14 protein-coding genes are annotated in these 16,315 nt (G+C 68.7%); 2 read left to right on the forward strand and 12 right to left on the reverse strand.

Annotation, left to right across the window (positions count from 1 at the left end):
* Window positions 1-91 precede the first annotated feature (91 nt).
* Both J2X09_RS21725 and J2X09_RS21730 read left to right on the forward strand, forming a co-directional pair.
* On the forward strand, window positions 92-1,426 hold the full coding sequence (locus J2X09_RS21725) for a sensor histidine kinase (protein WP_204735543.1): 1,335 nt from the start codon (window positions 92-94) through the stop codon (window positions 1,424-1,426).
* Between the two features lie 102 nt (window positions 1,427-1,528).
* The gene (locus tag J2X09_RS21730; RefSeq protein ID WP_204735542.1) at window positions 1,529-2,989 is read left to right on the forward strand and encodes a lactonase family protein; all 1,461 of its coding nucleotides are present in this window, start codon (window positions 1,529-1,531) and stop codon (window positions 2,987-2,989) included.
* A 19-nt stretch (window positions 2,990-3,008) separates the two neighbouring features.
* Here J2X09_RS21730 and J2X09_RS21735 read toward each other — a convergent pair whose 3' ends face one another.
* From J2X09_RS21735 to J2X09_RS21790, 12 genes are all read right to left on the reverse strand, one after another.
* On the reverse strand, window positions 3,009-4,637 hold the full coding sequence (locus J2X09_RS21735; protein ID WP_204735541.1) for a hypothetical protein: 1,629 nt from the start codon (window positions 4,635-4,637) through the stop codon (window positions 3,009-3,011).
* Between the two features lie 195 nt (window positions 4,638-4,832).
* Complete coding sequence (fba, locus tag J2X09_RS21740; protein ID WP_204735540.1) at window positions 4,833-5,870, reverse strand: class II fructose-bisphosphate aldolase; 1,038 nt, start codon at window positions 5,868-5,870, stop codon at window positions 4,833-4,835.
* 116 nt (window positions 5,871-5,986) lie between these two features.
* Window positions 5,987-7,180, reverse strand: coding sequence for a phosphoglycerate kinase (locus J2X09_RS21745; protein ID WP_310309377.1), 1,194 nt, complete (start codon window positions 7,178-7,180; stop codon window positions 5,987-5,989).
* Window positions 7,177-8,193 (reverse strand): type I glyceraldehyde-3-phosphate dehydrogenase, encoded by a 1,017-nt coding sequence (gene gap, locus J2X09_RS21750; protein WP_310309379.1) that lies wholly within the window; start codon window positions 8,191-8,193, stop codon window positions 7,177-7,179. Before gap ends, J2X09_RS21745 begins: the two co-directional genes overlap by 4 nt.
* A gap of 21 nt (window positions 8,194-8,214) precedes the next feature.
* Complete coding sequence (locus tag J2X09_RS21755) at window positions 8,215-8,895, reverse strand: HAD-IA family hydrolase (RefSeq protein ID WP_204735448.1); 681 nt, start codon at window positions 8,893-8,895, stop codon at window positions 8,215-8,217.
* Window positions 8,892-10,967: a transketolase gene (gene tkt, locus J2X09_RS21760; RefSeq protein ID WP_204735447.1), complete on the reverse strand. Its 2,076-nt coding sequence runs from the start codon at window positions 10,965-10,967 to the stop codon at window positions 8,892-8,894. The genes J2X09_RS21755 and tkt overlap by 4 nt, the downstream gene beginning before the upstream one ends.
* On the reverse strand, window positions 10,964-11,842 hold the full coding sequence (locus tag J2X09_RS21765; RefSeq protein WP_204735446.1) for a phosphoribulokinase: 879 nt from the start codon (window positions 11,840-11,842) through the stop codon (window positions 10,964-10,966). The genes tkt and J2X09_RS21765 overlap by 4 nt, the downstream gene beginning before the upstream one ends.
* A gap of 212 nt (window positions 11,843-12,054) precedes the next feature.
* A complete protein-coding gene (locus J2X09_RS21770) occupies window positions 12,055-13,224 on the reverse strand; it encodes a class 1 fructose-bisphosphatase (RefSeq protein WP_204735445.1) in 1,170 nt (389 codons plus the stop codon).
* The gene (gene rpe, locus J2X09_RS21775) at window positions 13,215-13,988 is read right to left on the reverse strand and encodes a ribulose-phosphate 3-epimerase (protein ID WP_204735444.1); all 774 of its coding nucleotides are present in this window, start codon (window positions 13,986-13,988) and stop codon (window positions 13,215-13,217) included. The genes J2X09_RS21770 and rpe overlap by 10 nt, the downstream gene beginning before the upstream one ends.
* 37 nt (window positions 13,989-14,025) lie before the next feature.
* The gene (locus J2X09_RS21780; RefSeq protein ID WP_204735443.1) at window positions 14,026-14,796 is read right to left on the reverse strand and encodes an HAD family hydrolase; all 771 of its coding nucleotides are present in this window, start codon (window positions 14,794-14,796) and stop codon (window positions 14,026-14,028) included.
* Window positions 14,789-15,775, reverse strand: a complete 987-nt coding sequence (cbbX, locus tag J2X09_RS21785; protein WP_204735442.1) for a CbbX protein — start codon at window positions 15,773-15,775, stop codon at window positions 14,789-14,791. The genes J2X09_RS21780 and cbbX overlap by 8 nt, the downstream gene beginning before the upstream one ends.
* A 98-nt stretch (window positions 15,776-15,873) precedes the next feature.
* Window positions 15,874-16,311 carry a ribulose bisphosphate carboxylase small subunit gene (locus tag J2X09_RS21790; protein ID WP_204735441.1) on the reverse strand — a complete coding sequence of 146 codons (438 nt, stop codon included), beginning with the start codon at window positions 16,309-16,311 and terminating at the stop codon, window positions 15,874-15,876.
* Window positions 16,312-16,315 lie beyond the last annotated feature (4 nt).

Raw genomic sequence — 16,315 nt, forward strand, 5'->3', positions numbered from 1 at the left:
CTTCGGCGCTTCGAGGGGGGACGGCATCTCGGGCCGGCGGAGCCGGACCCTGGATGCCTCTGGACGGTTGCGCGTCTCGCCGGACATTCCCATGAGCACAGAGCGTCCCCGCAGCCCGCTGCCCTCCGGCCCCATGGAGGGCGTGGACGAGTCCACCTGGATGGACGTCATCCAGAAGATGGACGAGGTGTACACGCGGCTGATCGACGACGAGGTGGAGCTGGAGAAGAAGAACGCCGAGCTCGAACAGTCGCAGCAGTTCATCTTCAGCGTGCTGACCTCGATGTCGGACGTGCTGGTGGTGTGCGACGAGAACGGCGTGATCGAACAGGCGAACGCCGCGCTGTGCGAGCTCACCGGGCGCCCGGAAGAACAGCTGAGCGGCACACCGCTCCACGCCCTGCTGGCCGACGAGCAGAGCCGCAACCTGGCGCGCGCCGCGATGGAGAAGGCCGACGCGCCGCGCGCGGGCGAGGGCATTGAACTCAACCTGCTGGACCGCGCGGGCCAGTCCGTGTCGGTGGACGCGAACTGCACGCCGCGCATCGGCGACAAGGGCCGGCGCGTGGGCACCGTGTGGGTGGGCCGGCCCACGGCCGAGCTCAAGCGCGCGTACCACGAGATGCGCGCCGCGCACGAGGCGCTCAAGCGCACGCAGCAGCAGCTGCTGCATTCGGAAAAGATGGCCTCACTGGGCCAGCTGGTGGCCGGCGTGGCACACGAACTCAACAACCCGATCAGCTTCGTGCTGGGCAACGTGCACGCGCTCAGCAAGTACAGCGACCGGCTGCGCACCTACATCGCCGCGATGCACGCGAACGAACCCGAGGCCGTGCTGGCCGAGATGCGCCGCAGGCTGCGCATCGAACACCTGCTGGCCGACCTGCCCTCGCTGATCGAAGGCACTCTCGAAGGCGCGCAGCGCACGGCCGACATCGTGCACGGGCTCAAGCGCTTTTCGGCCATGGACCCGGAAGAGCGCAAGCCGGTGAACCTGGTGGAGGTGATCGATCGGGCGATCCACTGGGTGCAGAAGGGTCGGGCGACCCCGGTGGAGGTGCAGTGGGCAGCCGGCGAACCGGTCACGGTGATGGGCAGCGCCGGCCAGCTGCAGCAGGTGATGATGAACCTGCTGCAGAACGGCTTCGATGCCGTGAGCCACCTCGACGCGCCGCGCATCCGCGTGTCGCTGGAACGCGGGGACGGCATGGCCCGCGTGGCCCTGCGCGACAACGGCCCCGGCATTCCGCCCGAGCACCTGCTGCGCATCTTCGACCCCTTCTTCACCACCAAGCCGGTGGGCAAAGGCACGGGCCTGGGCCTGTCGATCAGCTACGGCATCGTGGAGCAGCACGGCGGGCGGCTGGGCGCGCACAACGTGGACGGCGGTGGTGCGGAGTTCGTGCTGGAGTTGCCACTGGCGTGACCGGCGGTGGGTGGCGCGCCCTGTCATCCAGCAGAAAAATTCAAGTGATCGCGCTACGGTTCCGATAGTGAGGATTCCGATCCACCACTGTCGTCCCGGCGCATGCCCACAACCATTGCTCCCCGATTCGTTCGCCGCTCCCTCCCGGCCCTGGCCCTGGGCGCTTCGCTGATGCTGCTGACCGCCTGCGGCGGCTCCAGCCATTCCGACGCCCCCACCACCAGCACACCCCCCGCACCCGTCGTCACGCCGACGCCTGTCATACCGCCGGCCCCGGGCACACCGCCGGTCACGCCCGCCGTCACCCACACCGTGGGCGGCACGGTCAGCGGCCTGGGTTCGGGCCAGCTGATCCTGCAGAACAACGGCGCGGATGCGCTCAACATCACGGCCAACGGCGCCTTCACGTTCGCCACGTCTGTGGCCGACCAGGCCACCTACAACGTGACGTTGTTCACGCAGCCGCCCGGCCATGTCTGCAGCATCGCGAACGGCAGCGGAACCATCGCCAGCGCGAACGTCACCAACGTTGCCGTGAGCTGCGTGGCGACAGCCGCCGTGTCCTGGGTCTACATCCCCGACTACGGCAACGACCGCGTGCTGGGCTACCGCATCGACCGCACCACCGGCGCGCGCACCGACCTGCCGGGCTCGCCCTACCCGGCCGGCGACAACAACCGCTGGATCGCGAAGACGCCGGACCACCGGTTCATCTACACCACCAACCTGGCCAGCAACACCGTATCGGGCTACAGCGTGAATGCCACCACCGGTGAGCTCACGGCGTTGCCCGGTGGGCCGGTCGCCACGGGCACGGGCCCCATGTCGATGGAGATCAGCCCCGATGGCCGCTTCGGCTACGTGGCCAACAGCCAGGGCAGCAGCGTCAGCGCCTACAGCATCGACGCCACCACCGGCGTGCTCACCGAGGTGGCGGGCAGCCCGTTTGCGGCCGGCAACATCCCCACCAAGATCGCCATCACGCCCGACAGCCACCACCTGTATGTGACCAACCAGAACGGCATGGACGTTTCGGGCTTCAGCATCAACACCGCCACCGGCGCGCTCACCCCGGTGGCCGGCAGTCCCTGGACCAACGGTGGCCAGGGCTACGGCATCGCCATGCACCCCTCGGGCGACTTCCTCTATGTGACCGGCTGGCAGGCGCGCCTGAACGTGTACCGCATCGACCCGACCACCGGCGCACTGACCGACCTGATGCCCGGCGGTTACACCACCGCCTCCAGTACGTGGGAGTGGAAGTCCTTCACCACCAACGGGGCGGGCACGGTGGGCTACCTGGGCACCAACCAGGGCATCCGGCTGTACGACATCGACACGGCAAGCGGCGCGCTGACCGAGCAGGCCTCGCAACCCAACAACATCCGCACCGAGTACGTGACCACCAACGCCAGCGGCACGCGCCTGTACTCGTCCGACTTCCACACCATCACGTTCCACATCGCCGACATCGACGCCGGCAACGGTTCGCTCACCGCCACGCCGGGCAGCCCGTTCTACGTGGGCGCGCGGCCCTACAACCTGGTGGTGATCGAGCCCTGAGCCAGGGCCGGACGGCGATTCAGTAGAGGTACAACGCGCCGCTGTTGGTGCCACTGGTGTCCGACCAGTCGCCGCCAACGCCGGTCGCGCCACTCGACTCGCTGGGCGAGCCGATGGCCACACTGCCCTCCTCGCCGGCCACGGACATGAACAGTCCGAAGTAGCTGTTGATCCGCGGATTCGGGGCCTTCAGGTAGCTGCCGAACTGGTAACTGCCGCCTTGCAGGGTGAAGACATAGGCCGCGCCGACCCAGGTGACACCGGCCGCCACCGGGGTGTGGCCCAGCCCGGCGGACAGGTCGCCCGAATTCATGTCGGCGAGAACCAGGCGGCTCGCATCGTTCGTCATGGCGAGGTCGTAGCCGAACCGCGCGGCGGACGGCGCGTACGCGAGGGTCTGGGGTGTTCCATACACGCCGTTCGCACCCTGGTACACATAGGCCACCTGCGAATTCCGGGCACCAATGGCCAGCGTGGAGCCGTCACCGGACAACGCCAGCGCGGAACCGAAGTTGGAGCTGGCGGCGATCACCGGCTCCTTGAGGTACGCCGTCTGCACCCAGTTGTCGGTGCCGCCGACCCGCCTGAACACATGCGCCGCGCCGGAACTCGGGCTGGACGTATCGGACTCGTCGAGGGCCGAGCCGCTCGGGTGGTAGACGCTCGTGGCCGCAATGGTCGACGCATCCGCGGAGATCGCGAGCCAACCGCCAAACAGGGCCGTCGGTTGCTCGAAGGCCGGCGCCAGCGTGGCCACCAGGCCCCAGCCTGTGGTGTCGTCGCGCCGGTAGACGTAGACCTTGCCGGGAACACCGCCATTGAGGACGCTGCCGATCGCCGAGACGAGCGCGATTCTGCCGTCCAGGGACAGGGCCACACCACCGCCGAAGGCCAGCTTCGTTCCCACGGCCGGGCCGGGATAGTCGATCTGCTGCTGCTGCACCCAGGCGCTGCCATCGAAGCGGTAGGCGAACACCTCGCCGGGATCTTCCACGCCACCGATGCTGCCCGAGTGGTAGCCGCCCCACAGCAGTGTGCCTTCGCCGGAGAACGCGATCGACCCGACGCCTCGCATCTCAGGGCGGGTCAGGGTCTGCTGGTGTCGCCAGCCGGTGACGTCCCGGGTGAACAGCTGCAGGCTTTGTGCACCGGCCTGGACGGCCAGTGTCCGCCCATCCGGCGCGAGCTTGTTGATCCGCCCGAAGCTCAAGACACCCGGCACCATCGGTTTGAAATAGCCGATGGCCTGGTTCGCATCCGGCAGGCGGGTCGGCGACCAGTCGCCGCAGCCCGTTGCGTTGCACGCGCGCACCGCGTAGTCCGTAGTGAGGTCGTGATCGACCAGATCGATGTCCGCCACCGCGTGGTGGAGGCCGGTGAGGTTGTCGGCCAGCACGGTGCGCGCGGATGTGCTGGTCGCCACGCCCACCTGGTAGTACGTGGCCAGCGGCTCGGCGGGCCAGGAAAAGTCGAAGCGCTTGGCCTGGTAGGCCACGGTCGGTGCCTGCGCCATGGCACCGGGGGCCGTGGGGCCCGGTGGCGGCGCGGGTGGCTCGGAAGGCGACGGTGAGCCACCGCAGGCGGTCAGGGCAAGGGCAAGGACAACGGTGGCCACCCGTGAGGCGGGCCGGAACGGCGGGGGGTGCATGGCAGTGGAACTCGAGGTGCGTTGAAAGAACTTCACACGCCAGAGCAGCTTCACTTGCCTTGCATCACTCCCCAGAGGATCCAGACCCACAACCCGCCGTGCAACCGAGCGGGCACTGTAACCACCGGTGTCCGCCCGGCGGTCGTTTCAACCGATGACTGGTCGCATCCGATGCGTCATCGGAGCCGTGCCGGTTCAGGCGTAGCTGTCGGCCATCGCCTCCAGCGGCACCGGCTTCATCTTCCCGGCCTGGCCAGCGCTGCCGAAGGCCTCGAAGCGTTCGCGGCACACGGCACGCGCGGCCTTCTTCGCGGCGAGCAGCGCCTTGCGCGGGTCGAACTCGCTGCGCTCCTTCGCGAAGGTCTGGCGCATGGCGCCGGTCATGGCCAGGCGGATGTCGGTGTCGATGTTGACCTTGCGCACACCGTTCCGGATGCCGCGCCGGATCTCCTCCACCGGCACGCCGTAGGTTTCCTTGATGTCGCCGCCGTGCTCGCGGATGATGGCCAGCCACTCCTGCGGCACGCTGGAGCTGCCGTGCATCACGAGGTGCGTGTTGGGCACCCTGGCGTGGATGGCGGCGATGCGGTCGATGGCGAGGATGTCGCCGGTGGGCTGGCGCGTGAACTTGTAGGCGCCGTGGCTGGTGCCGATGGCAATCGCCAGCGCGTCCACGCCGGTGCGGCGCACGAAGTCCTCGGCCTGGTCGGGGTCGGTGAGCATCATGTCGTGCGTGAGCTTGCCGGCCGCGCCCACGCCGTCTTCCTCGCCGGCTTCGCCGGTCTCCAGCGAGCCCAGGCAACCGAGCTCACCTTCCACCGACACGCCCACGGCATGCGCCATGTCGCACACGCGGCGCGTGACGGCGAGGTTGTAGTCGTAGCTGGCCGGCGTCTTGCCGTCCTCGCGCAGCGAGCCGTCCATCATCACGCTGGTGAAGCCGGAGCGGATCGACTGCATGCACACCGCCGGCGTGGCGCCGTGGTCCTGGTGCAGCACCACGGGCAGATCGGGGTGCGCCTCCACCGCCGCCAGCACCATGTGGCGCAGGTAGGCCTCGCCCGCGTACTTGCGCGCACCGGCCGAGGCCTGCAGGATCACCGGGCTGTCGGTCTCCTGCGCGGCTTCCATGATGGCAAGGATCTGTTCGAGGTTGTTGACGTTGAAGGCCGGCACGCCGTAGCCGTGTTCGGCGGCGTGGTCCAGCACCTGGCGGAGGGAAACGAGGGCCATGGAAATCTCCTGTTGAAATGAAAAAGGGAATCAGCGAGCCGGCCGCCGGGCCGCTCCCAAGGCCGGCTCGGCCCCCTCGGGGGGCAGCGACCCGCGCAGCGGCGGAGCGTGGGAGTTCATGTGGCCCTGCGTTCCAGGATTTCGAACGCGGGCAAGGTCTTGCCTTCAAGCACCTCGAGGAAAGCACCACCGCCCGTGGAGATGTAGCCCACCTCCTGCTCGATGCCGTACTTCGCAATGGCCGCCAGCGTGTCCCCGCCCCCCGCGATGCTGAACGCGCTGCTCTTCGCAATCGCCTGCGCGATGGCCTTCGTGCCACCCTCGAACGCCGCGAACTCGAACACCCCCACCGGCCCGTTCCACACGATCGTGCCCGCCTTCATGAGTTGTTCGGCCAGCTTCGCCGCCGTCTGCGGCCCGATGTCCAGGATCAGGTCGTCGTCATCCACCTCGGTGGCCAGCTTCGTGGTGGCCGGCGCGTCCGCGCTGAAGCTTTTGGCCGTCACCACGTCGGTGGGGATCGGCACCTCCGCCCCCCGCGCCTTCATCGCCTCGATCACCGCCTTGGCCTGGTCCACCAGGTCCGGCTCGGCCAGGCTCTTGCCGATCTTCAGGCCCGCGGCCAGCATGAAGGTGTTGGCGATGCCACCACCGACGATCAGGTGGTCCACGTTCTTCGCCAGGCTCTGCAGGATGGTCAGCTTGGTGCTGACCTTGCTGCCAGCCACGATCGCCACCAATGGCCGTTTGGGGGCGGCCAGGGCTTTGGCAATCGCATCCATCTCGGCCGCCAGCAGCGGGCCGGCCGAGGCGATGGGGGCGGTCTCGGCGATGCCGTAGGTGGTGCCTTCAGCGCGGTGCGCGGTGCCGAAGGCGTCGTGCACGAAGATGTCGCACAGGGCCCCGAGCTTCTTCGCCAGTTCGGGGCTGTTCTTCTTCTCGCCCACGTTCAGGCGGCAGTTCTCCAGCAGCACGACCTCGCCGGGGGCCACCGAGAAGTCGCCGTCGACCCAGTTGCTCACCAGGCGCACGGGCCGGTCCATGAGTTCGCCCAGGCGCGCGGCCACGGGGGCCAGGGAGTCTTCGGGCTTGAAGGCGCCTTCGGTGGGCCGGCCCAGGTGGCTGGTGACCATGACCGCCGCGCCGGCCTCCAGCGCCATGCGGATCGCGGGGATGCTCGCACGGATGCGGGTGTCTTCCGTGATGCGGCCCGTCTCGTCCTGCGGCACGTTGAGGTCCGCGCGGATGAAGACACGCTTGTCCTTCGCGAAGCCGTTCGCGCAGATGTCGGTGAAGCGCAGTGCCCTCATTTCACACGACCCATCACACGCACCATCTCGAGGCACTTGTTGGAGTAGCCCCACTCGTTGTCGTACCAGCTCACCACCTTGATGAAGGTCTTGTCCAGCGCAATCCCCGCGTCCGCATCGAAGATCGACGTGCGCGTGTCCCCGCGGAAGTCGGTCGCCACCACCTTGTCCGTCGTGTAGCCCAGCACCCCCTTGAGCGCACCCTCGCTCTGCGCCTTCATCTCCGCGCAGATCTCCTCGTAGCTCGCCTCGCTGTTGAGCTCCACCGTCAGGTCCACCACCGACACATCGCTCGTGGGCACCCGGAAGCTCATCCCGGTCAGCTTCTTGTTCAGCTCGGGGATCACCACCCCCACCGCCTTGGCCGCGCCTGTGCTGCTGGGGATGATGTTCTCCAGGATCCCACGACCGCCGCGCCAGTCCTTGTTGCTCGGCCCGTCCACCGTCTTCTGCGTCGCCGTGGCCGCGTGCACCGTCGTCATCAGCCCGCGCTTGATCCCCCACTTGTCGTTGAGCACCTTGGCAATCGGCGCCAGGCAGTTCGTCGTGCAGCTGGCGTTGGAGATGATCGCCTCGCCCTTGTACGTCTTGTCGTTCACCCCGAAGACGAACATCGGCGTGTCGTCCTTGGAGGGGGCCGACAGGATGACCTTCTTCGCGCCCGCATCCAGGTGCTTCTGCGCCGTGGCCTTGTCCAGGAACAGGCCGGTGGATTCGATCACCACCTCGGCGCCCACTTCGGCCCACTTCAGGTTGGCCGGATCGCGCTCCTGCGTCAGGCGGATCTTCTTGCCGTTGACGATCAGGGTGTTGCCTTCGACCTTCACCTCACCCTTGAAGCGCCCGTGCACGCTGTCGTACTGCAGCATGTAGGCCAGGTAGTCGGGTTCGAGCAGGTCGTTGATGGCCACCACCTCGATGTCCCCGAAGTTCTGGATCGCGCTGCGCAGCACGTTGCGCCCGATTCGGCCAAAGCCGTTGATGCCGATGCGGAGAGGAGCTGTCTGTGTCATGACGTTGAAGAAGAAGGGAAATCAGTTCAGGAGGACGGAGATATCCGGAATCACGCGGTCGGGATCGCAGGCGGTGATGGCCTCGCCCATGTTGTAGCCATAGGGCAGCGCCCACACGCGAACGCCGGCGTTGCGCGCCGTGGCCACGTCGATGGACGAATCGCCCACGAACAGCGCGCGTTCGGCCACGGTGGCGAACTGCGCCAGGCAGCTGCGGATGCCGGCCGGGTCGGGCTTCTTGGTGGACAGGCTGTCGCCGCTGACCACACGGTCGAACAGCGGCGTGAGGCGGTGCGCGTCGAGCACGGTGGCGGTGTAGCGGCCTTCCTTGTTGGTCACCACCGCGAGCTTCACGCCGCGTTCGCGCAGGGCGACGAGCGTTTCGCGCACCTGCGGGTAGAGCTGGCTGCGCGTGCCGCAGCGGCGCTGGTAGGCGCGGTCGAATTCGGTGGCGATGAGCGTGAGCGCGGCGCTGGTGCGCACCATGTCGGCGCTGGTCTTGCCAGCGGAGGCGAGCGCCTGGATCAGCAGCTCGCGCGTGCCGTGGCCTATCCAGCGCTCCACCTGCACCTGCGACACGGCCGGCAGCTCGAAGCGCACCAGCGTGTCGTTGACGGCGTCGCCGATCTCGCCGGCGGTGGCGACCAGCGTGCCGTCGAGGTCGAACATGACGAGGTCGAAATCGCTGGCCGCGGCGCTCATGCGGTCTCCACGTCGGCACCGGCGCGCACGCGCGGGCGCGGGTGCACCAGTGCGCGCACCTCGTCGGCCACGCGCGCGGCGGTGATGCCGAAATGCGCGTACAGGTCTTTCGCGGGGGCCGATTCACCGAAGGTGGCCATGCCCACCACGCGGCCGGTGCGGCCGACGAACTTGCGCCAGAAGTCCGGGTGCGCGGCCTCCACCGCCACGGCGGGCAGCGCGGGGGGCAGCACGGCGTCCTGCCAGGCGGTGTCCTGCCGGTCGAACAGGTGGGTGCAGGGCATGGAGACCACGCGCGTGGCGATGCCCTCGGCCGCGAGCGCGGTCTGCGCCTGCATGGCCAGCGTGGCTTCGGAGCCGGTGGCGATGATCACGGCCTGCGCGTCCTCCATGTCGGAGAGCACGTAGCCGCCGCGCTGGATGGCGGCCGCGCGCGACGCATCGCCGAGCTGCGGCAGGTTCTGGCGCGAGAGCGCGAGCGCGGTGGGGCCGTCGCGCCGCTGCAGCGCATGGGCCCAGGCCACGGCCGTCTCCAGCGCATCGGCAGGCCGCCATACGTCCAGCCCCGGAATGATGCGCAGGCTGGGCACGTGTTCCACCGGCTGGTGGGTCGGGCCGTCCTCGCCCAGGCCGATGCTGTCGTGCGTGAACACGTGCACCACCTGCAGCTTCATCAGCGCGGCCATGCGCACGGCGTTGCGGCTGTAGTCGCTGAACGCGAGGAAGGTGCCGCCGTAGGGCAGGAAGCCGCCGTGCAGGGCCAGGCCGTTCATGATCGCGGCCATGCCGAACTCGCGCACGCCGTAGCTCATGTGGTTGCCGCCGGTGAAGCGCCCGGCGGCGTTCGGCCCGGCGGTGGTGCAGCCCTTGAAGTTGGTGAGGTTGGAGCTGGTGAGGTCGGCGCTGCCGCCGAAGATTTCGGGCAGCTTCGGCGCCATGGCATCGAGCGCGAGCTGGCTGGCCTTGCGCGTGGCGACCGCGTCGCTGCGCTGGCCCAGCGCGGCCACAAGGGCGGGCAGGCTGTCGGCGAACCCCTCGGGCAACTCGCCGGCCATGCGGCGCTCGAACTCGGCCGCCTGGGCCGGGAAGGACTCGCGGTAGGCGGCCAGGCGCTGGAGCCATTGCGTTTCCTGCGCGCAACCGCGTTCGGTGGCGTTCCAGGCGGCGGCAATGTCGGCGGGTATCTCGAAGGGTGCGGCCGTCCAGCCGAGCGCCTCCCGCGTGGCCTGCACCTCGGCCGCGCCGAGCGCGGCGCCGTGCACGTCGTGGCTGCCCTGCTTGTTGGGCGCGCCCTTGCCGATCACGGTCTTGCAGCAGATCAGCGTGGGCTTGCCTTCGGCCTGTGCGGCCACGCTGCGTGCGCGCTGCAGCGCGGCGTGGATGAGGCTGGGGTCGTGTCCGTCCACCGTGACCACGTGCCAGCCGTAGGCGGAGAAGCGGCGCGGCGTGTCGTCGGTGAACCAGCCCTGCACGTGGCCGTCGATGGAGATGCCGTTGTCGTCGTACAGCGCGATCAGTTTGGACAGGCGCAGCGTACCGGCGAGCGAGCACACCTCGTGGCTGATGCCCTCCATCAGGCAGCCATCGCCCAGGAACACGTAGGTGTGGTGGTCGACGATGTCGTGGCCGGGGCGGTTGAATTCCTGCGCGAGCAGCTTCTCGGCCAGCGCCATGCCCACGGCGTTCGCGAGCCCCTGGCCCAGCGGGCCGGTGGTGGTCTCCACGCCCGGCGTCACGCCCACCTCGGGGTGGCCGGCGGTCTTGCTGTGCAGGCGGCGGAACTGCCGCAGGTCGTCCATGGACAGGTCGTAGCCCGTGAGGTGCAGCAACGCGTAGAGCAGCATGGAGCCGTGGCCGTTGGAGAGCACGAAGCGGTCGCGGTCGCACCAGGCGGGGTTGGCCGGGTTGTGGCGCAGGTGGCGGTTCCACAGCACCTCGGCGATGTCGGCCATGCCCATGGGCGCGCCGGGGTGGCCGGAGTTCGCGGCCTCCACCGCGTCCACCGCGAGCATGCGGATCGCATTCGCCATGCGGCGCGCGAGGTCGAGGTTGGGTTGCTGGCGGGCGCTCATGCCATCGCCCTCTGCTTGCGCTCCATCATCCGCCAGATGAAGGGCGTGAAGATGAGTTGCATCGCCAGTTCCATCTTGCCGCCGGGCACCACGATGGTGTTGGCGCGCGACATGAACGAGTCGTGCACCATGCTCAGCAGGTACTGGAAGTCGATGCCCTTGGGCTTGGCGAAGCGGATCACGACGAAGCTTTCGTCGGGCGCGGGGATCTCGCGCGCGATGAAGGGGTTGGAGGTGTCCACACAGGGCACGCGCTGGAAGTTCACGTGCGTGTGCGCGAACTGCGGGCAGATGTAGTTCACGTAGTCGGGCATGCGGCGCAGGATGGTGTCGGTCACCGCCTCGGTGCTGTAGCCCCGCTTCGATTTGTCGCGCCAGAGCTTCTGGATCCATTCGAGGTTGATGACGGGCACCACGCCGATGAGCAGGTCGGGGTGCTGGGCGATGTTCACCTCGGGCGTGACGACCGCGCCGTGCAGGCCTTCGTAGAACAGCAGGTCGGTGTCGGCGGGCAGGTCTTCCCAGGGCGTGAAGGTGCCGGGCTCCTGCCTGTACGGCGCGGCCTCGTCGGTGTCGTGCAGGTACTTGCGCGACTTGCCGGTGCCGCTGCGCCCGTAGCTGGCGAACAGCGCCTCGAGTTCGGGGAACAGGTTGTTCTCGGGCCCGAAGTGGCTGAAGTGGCCGTTGCCCGCGCGCTCGGCCTCGGCCTGGCGCAGCTTCATCTCCTTGCGGTCATGGCGGTGGAAGCTGTCGCCTTCGATGATGGCGGCGGTGACGCCTTCGCGTCGGAAGATGTTCTCGAAGGTGCGGGTGACCGAGGTGGTCCCCGCTCCCGACGAGCCGGTGATGGCGATGATGGGGTGGCGCTCAGACATGGTGATGTCCCGTGGAGTTGAAGAATCGGTGCGAACGCAGGCGCGGCCGCTTAGAAGGTGTGAATGGATCCGGCGTGGCCGAGCGGGTCGCCACAACGTGCCCTATCAAGGCGCAAAGCACAGCCGTGGCTTGGGCCACGGCGCGCATTTGCAACGCCGAGAGGGTGCGTTTTGGCGGGACGAGCGGACATGACGGGTTCATTCGCACCTTCTTAGACGCGGAACAGGCTGCGCTCGTGGAACAGGGGGTTGTCCAGGTCCTTGCGGGCGGGCTCGGCGTGGTAGCGCTCGATGCGCTCCACCTCGTGCTTCGAGCCGAACACCAGGCCGATGCGCTGGTGCAGGCCTTCGGGCTGCACGCCGAGCATGGGCACGCGCCCGGTGCTGGCGCGCCCGCCGGCCTGCTCCATGATGAAACCGATGGGGTTGGCCTCGTAGAGCAGGCGCAGGCGGCCGGGATTGGTCGCGTCCTGGGCCGGCGCCGGGCCGCTCCCAAGCAGGCCAGCCCCCTGGGGGGAGCGGTGCGCAGCACCGTTCGGGGGGGGCCTGTTGTCGCGCGGGTAGAGGAACACGCCACCGCGCATGAGGATGCGGTGCGCTTCGGCCACCATGCTGGCGATCCAGCGCATGTTGAAGTCCTTGCCGCGCGGGCCGGTCTTGCCGGCCAGACACTCGTCCACGTAGCGCTTGACCGGTGCCTCCCAGAAGCGGCTGTTGGAGGCGTTGATGGCGAACTCCTGCGTGTCGGCCGGCACGCTGAGGTCCGGGTGCGTGAGGATGAACTCGCCCAGGTTCGGGTCGAGCGTGAAGCCGGCCACGCCGTTGCCCACGGTGATGACGAGCATGGTGGTGGGGCCGTAGAGCGCGTAGCCGGCGGCCACCTGCTGCGTGCCGGGTTGCAGGAAGTCGGCCTCGGTCACCTCGCGCTCTTCGGCAGCGGGCGCCCGCAGCACCGAGAAGATGCTGCCCACCGACACGTTCACGTCGATGTTGCTCGATCCGTCGAGCGGGTCGAACACCAGCAGGTACTTGCCGCGCGGGTAGGTTTCGGGGATCTGGTACGGCGCGTCCATCTCTTCCGAGGCCATGCCGGCGAGGTGGCCGCCCCATTCGGTGATGCGCAGGAAGTATTCGTTGCTCACCACGTCCAGCTTTTTCTGCGTCTCGCCCTGCACGTTGACCGAACCGCCCTGCCCTTGCGCGTCGGCTGCGTGGTTGCCCAGCACGTCGCCCAGTGCGCCGAAGGCCACCGCTCGCGCGATGGCCTTGCAGGCCATGGCCACGTCGAGGATGAGTGCGTTGAAATCGCCGCTGGCTTCGGGAAAGCGGCGGCGTTCTTCGATCAGGTATTGCGTGAGGGTCTTGCGGCCGGTCAGTGGCATGGTGTTCTCCGCGAGGCGTTGCTGGAATGGTGGGAATCCGCTGTATCGGCGCGGGCCGCGGCCTGGCGCAGCGCGCCCATCACGCCGTGGTAGCCGCCGCCTGCGTCGGGCGCGCCGAAGACCGCGCTGCCGGCCACGCAGATGTCGGCACCGGCCTGCACGATCTGGGCGATGTTGTCCAGCTTCACGCCGCCGTCCACCTCCAGCCAGATCGGCTGGCCGCCGGTGGCGGTGTGCGCGTCGATGCGGCGGCGCGCCTCGCGCAGCTTGTTCAGCGTGGCGGGAATGAAAGCCTGCCCGCCAAAGCCCGGGTTCACGCTCATGAGCAGCACCATGTCGAGCTTGTCCATCACGTGGTCCATCCAGGCCAGTGGCGTGGCGGGGTTGAACACCAGGCCGGCCTTGCAGCCGTGCGAGCGGATGAGCTGCAGCGTGCGGTCCACGTGGCGCGAGGCCTCGGGGTGGAAGGTGATGCAGTTCGCACCGGCCTTGGCGAACAGCGGCACCAGCGCGTCCACCGGCTCCACCATCAGGTGCACGTCGATGGGAATCTGCACGTGCGGGCGGATGGCTTCGCACACCTGCGGGCCGATGGTGAGGTTGGGCACGTAGTGGTTGTCCATCACGTCGAAGTGCACGAAGTCCGCGCCCGCCGCCTCGATGGCGCGCACCTCTTCGCCCAGGCGGGCGAAGTCGGCCGAGAGGATGGAGGGGGCCAGCTTCGTCGAAGCGGGCGGCGGCGTGAACCTGGGTGAGCGGGACATCGTGGGACCTGTGGTGTGTGGAAGAGATGGCGGCCGCTCAGGCCGACTCGAACAGCGTGCTGCCCGCATGCCAGCGGCGCAGCGCATCGACCGTGACCCAGCGCTGGTCCATGCCGGCCACGCCACCGGGCAGCGGCAGGTCCACATCGCCCAGGTGCGGCAGCACCAGCAGGGCGTCGTCGAAGCGGTGGTCGGCCGTGTGCACGGTGGGCGTCACCAGGGTCTGCAGGCTGGCGGCGGTGGCCGCGCGCAGGCCGTTGGCGGAGTCCTCGAACGCGAGGCAGGCGCTGGGTGGCAGCCCCATGGTCGCCAGCACCTGCTGGTACACCAGCGGGTCGGGCTTCTTGCGCGGGGCGGTGGAGGCGTCGCCAATGGCGGCGAAGTGGTGCTTCCAGTCCGGCCCGAGCGGCGTGCGCAGCAGCGCGTCGATGTTGGCGGGCGTGGTGGTGGTGGCGATGGCCAGGCGCAGGCCGCTGGCCAGGGCCTCGCGCATGAGGCGCAGCACGCCGGGGCGCAGCGGCAGCTGGCCGCCGCTCACACGGCTTTCGTAGAGGCGCGTCTTGATGGCGTGCACGCGTTCGACCGTGGCCTGCATGGCCGCGCCTTCGGCCACGTCGGGTTCGACCATGCGCCAGTGGTGCGCGATGCGTTCCTTGCCACCCGAGACGCCGAGCAGGCGGATGTAGGTGGCGTCGTCCCAGTGCCAGTCCAGGCGCACCTCGGCGAAGGCGTCGTTGAAGGCGGCGCGGTGCGCGGCCTCGGTGTCGGCCAGCGTGCCGTCCACGTCGAAGATGAGGGCCTCAAGCATCGGCCTCTCCTTCGCCGGTGAAGAGGCGGCTGCCGAGGATGTCGGGCGCCTGCAGCGTGGTGAGCTCTTCGGCCGTGAGCTCGCGGTGCGGCTGCGAGAACAGGCGGCTGGCCTGGCGCAGGCGGGCACGGTCGAGCGCGTTGCGCACGCTGCGCGCGTTCGCGAAATGCGGTTGCTCCAGACGCAGGCCGAGATAACGCTCGAAGGCCCCGGCCGCCTCGGGGCTGAAGCGGTAGTTCTGTTCGGCGAGCATCTTGCGCGAGATCTGCATCAGCTCACCGGCGCTGTAGTCCGGGAAGGTGAGGTGGTGCGCGATGCGCGAGCGCATGCCGGGGTTGGACTGGAAGAAGGTGTTCATGCGGTCTTCGTAGCCCGCGAGGATCACCACCAGGTCGTCGCGGTGGTTCTCCATCACCTGCAGCAGGATCTCGATCGCCTCCTGCCCGTAGTCGCGCTCGTTCTCGGGGCGGTAGAGGTAATAGGCCTCGTCGATGAACAGCACGCCGCCCATGGCCTTCTTCAGCACCTCGCGCGTCTTGGGTGCGGTGTGGCCGATGTACTGGCCGACCAGGTCGTCGCGCGTGACGGCCACCAGGTGGCCCTTGCGCACGTAGCCCAGGCGGTGAAGGATCTGCGCCATGCGCAGCGCCACCGTGGTCTTGCCGGTGCCGGGGTTGCCCGAGAAGCACATGTGCAGGCTGGGCGGTTCGGACGGCAGGCCCAGGCCGGTGCGCAGCTTGTCGATGACGAGCAGGGCCGCGATGTCGCGCACCCGCGCCTTCACCGGCGCCAGGCCGACGAGCTCGTCGTCCAGCTCCTGCAGCACGGCTTCGACCTGGGTCTCGGCCAGCACCGCGCCCACCGAGCGCGGCGCCTCTGTCGGTGTCGGGGCCGGCACCACCGATGCCGCCGCGGTGGTCACCGCGGCATCGGTCGGTGGCGGCGTGCTGCCGGGGATGGCGTAGAGCGTCGAGTTCATGGATGTGGTCACCTGGGTCAAGTCGCACCACGGAACCGGCTTTGCCGGGCCGTGGGTGCGGTCCCCCGGAGGGGGAAGACGCGAAGCGGCGCAGGGGGTTACTGATACCGCTCGCCTTCGGGGCGATCGGTGCCGTAGCCGCGCGTGGTGTAGCGCAGGCTGCGGCCGTTCACTTCCTGGCGCTCCAGCATGAAGCCGGGCTCACTGGCCGGGCGGTTGACGATGAAGCTCATCACGATGGTCTCGACGTTGCGCGTCGAGTCGAAGGCCATCATGCGGATGTAGTGGCGCGGGAACGCCTTGCGGCAGGCCTGCAGCTCCTGCATCACGCCGGCGGCGTCGTGCAGGTCGAACATCGGGTGGCCGAACATCGACCAGTAGGTGTTGCGCGGGTGCGGGTCGTCGGTGTATTCCACGCTCCAGGCGTAACCCCGGCGCAGGCCGTATTCGATCTGCGCGGTGATCTCGGCGTCGGTGAGGTCGGGCAGGAAGCTGAACTGGCCTTGCGTGATGCGGCCGGTGGCGTTGGTCATCATGGTG

Origin of the sequence: Hydrogenophaga laconesensis (assembly GCF_031457235.1) — a bacterium.
Taxonomy (GTDB): domain Bacteria; phylum Pseudomonadota; class Gammaproteobacteria; order Burkholderiales; family Burkholderiaceae_C; genus Hydrogenophaga; species Hydrogenophaga laconesensis.

Bases quoted from the DNA above. Each gene is read 5' to 3' on its own strand.
- J2X09_RS21725 (WP_204735543.1), top strand. From the start codon at position 92: ATGAGCACAGAGCGTCCCCGCAGCCCGCTGCCCTCCGGCCCCATGGAG.
- J2X09_RS21730 (WP_204735542.1), top strand. From the start codon at position 1,529: ATGCCCACAACCATTGCTCCCCGATTCGTTCGCCGCTCCCTCCCGGCC.
- J2X09_RS21735 (WP_204735541.1), bottom strand. From the start codon at position 4,637: ATGCACCCCCCGCCGTTCCGGCCCGCCTCACGGGTGGCCACCGTTGTC.
- fba (WP_204735540.1), bottom strand. From the start codon at position 5,870: ATGGCCCTCGTTTCCCTCCGCCAGGTGCTGGACCACGCCGCCGAACAC.
- J2X09_RS21745 (WP_310309377.1), bottom strand. From the start codon at position 7,180: ATGAGGGCACTGCGCTTCACCGACATCTGCGCGAACGGCTTCGCGAAG.
- gap (WP_310309379.1), bottom strand. From the start codon at position 8,193: ATGACACAGACAGCTCCTCTCCGCATCGGCATCAACGGCTTTGGCCGA.
- J2X09_RS21755 (WP_204735448.1), bottom strand. From the start codon at position 8,895: ATGAGCGCCGCGGCCAGCGATTTCGACCTCGTCATGTTCGACCTCGAC.
- tkt (WP_204735447.1), bottom strand. From the start codon at position 10,967: ATGAGCGCCCGCCAGCAACCCAACCTCGACCTCGCGCGCCGCATGGCG.
- J2X09_RS21765 (WP_204735446.1), bottom strand. From the start codon at position 11,842: ATGTCTGAGCGCCACCCCATCATCGCCATCACCGGCTCGTCGGGAGCG.
- J2X09_RS21770 (WP_204735445.1), bottom strand. From the start codon at position 13,224: ATGCCACTGACCGGCCGCAAGACCCTCACGCAATACCTGATCGAAGAA.
- rpe (WP_204735444.1), bottom strand. From the start codon at position 13,988: ATGTCCCGCTCACCCAGGTTCACGCCGCCGCCCGCTTCGACGAAGCTG.
- J2X09_RS21780 (WP_204735443.1), bottom strand. From the start codon at position 14,796: ATGCTTGAGGCCCTCATCTTCGACGTGGACGGCACGCTGGCCGACACC.
- cbbX (WP_204735442.1), bottom strand. From the start codon at position 15,775: ATGAACTCGACGCTCTACGCCATCCCCGGCAGCACGCCGCCACCGACC.
- J2X09_RS21790 (WP_204735441.1), bottom strand. From the start codon at position 16,311: ATGATGACCAACGCCACCGGCCGCATCACGCAAGGCCAGTTCAGCTTC.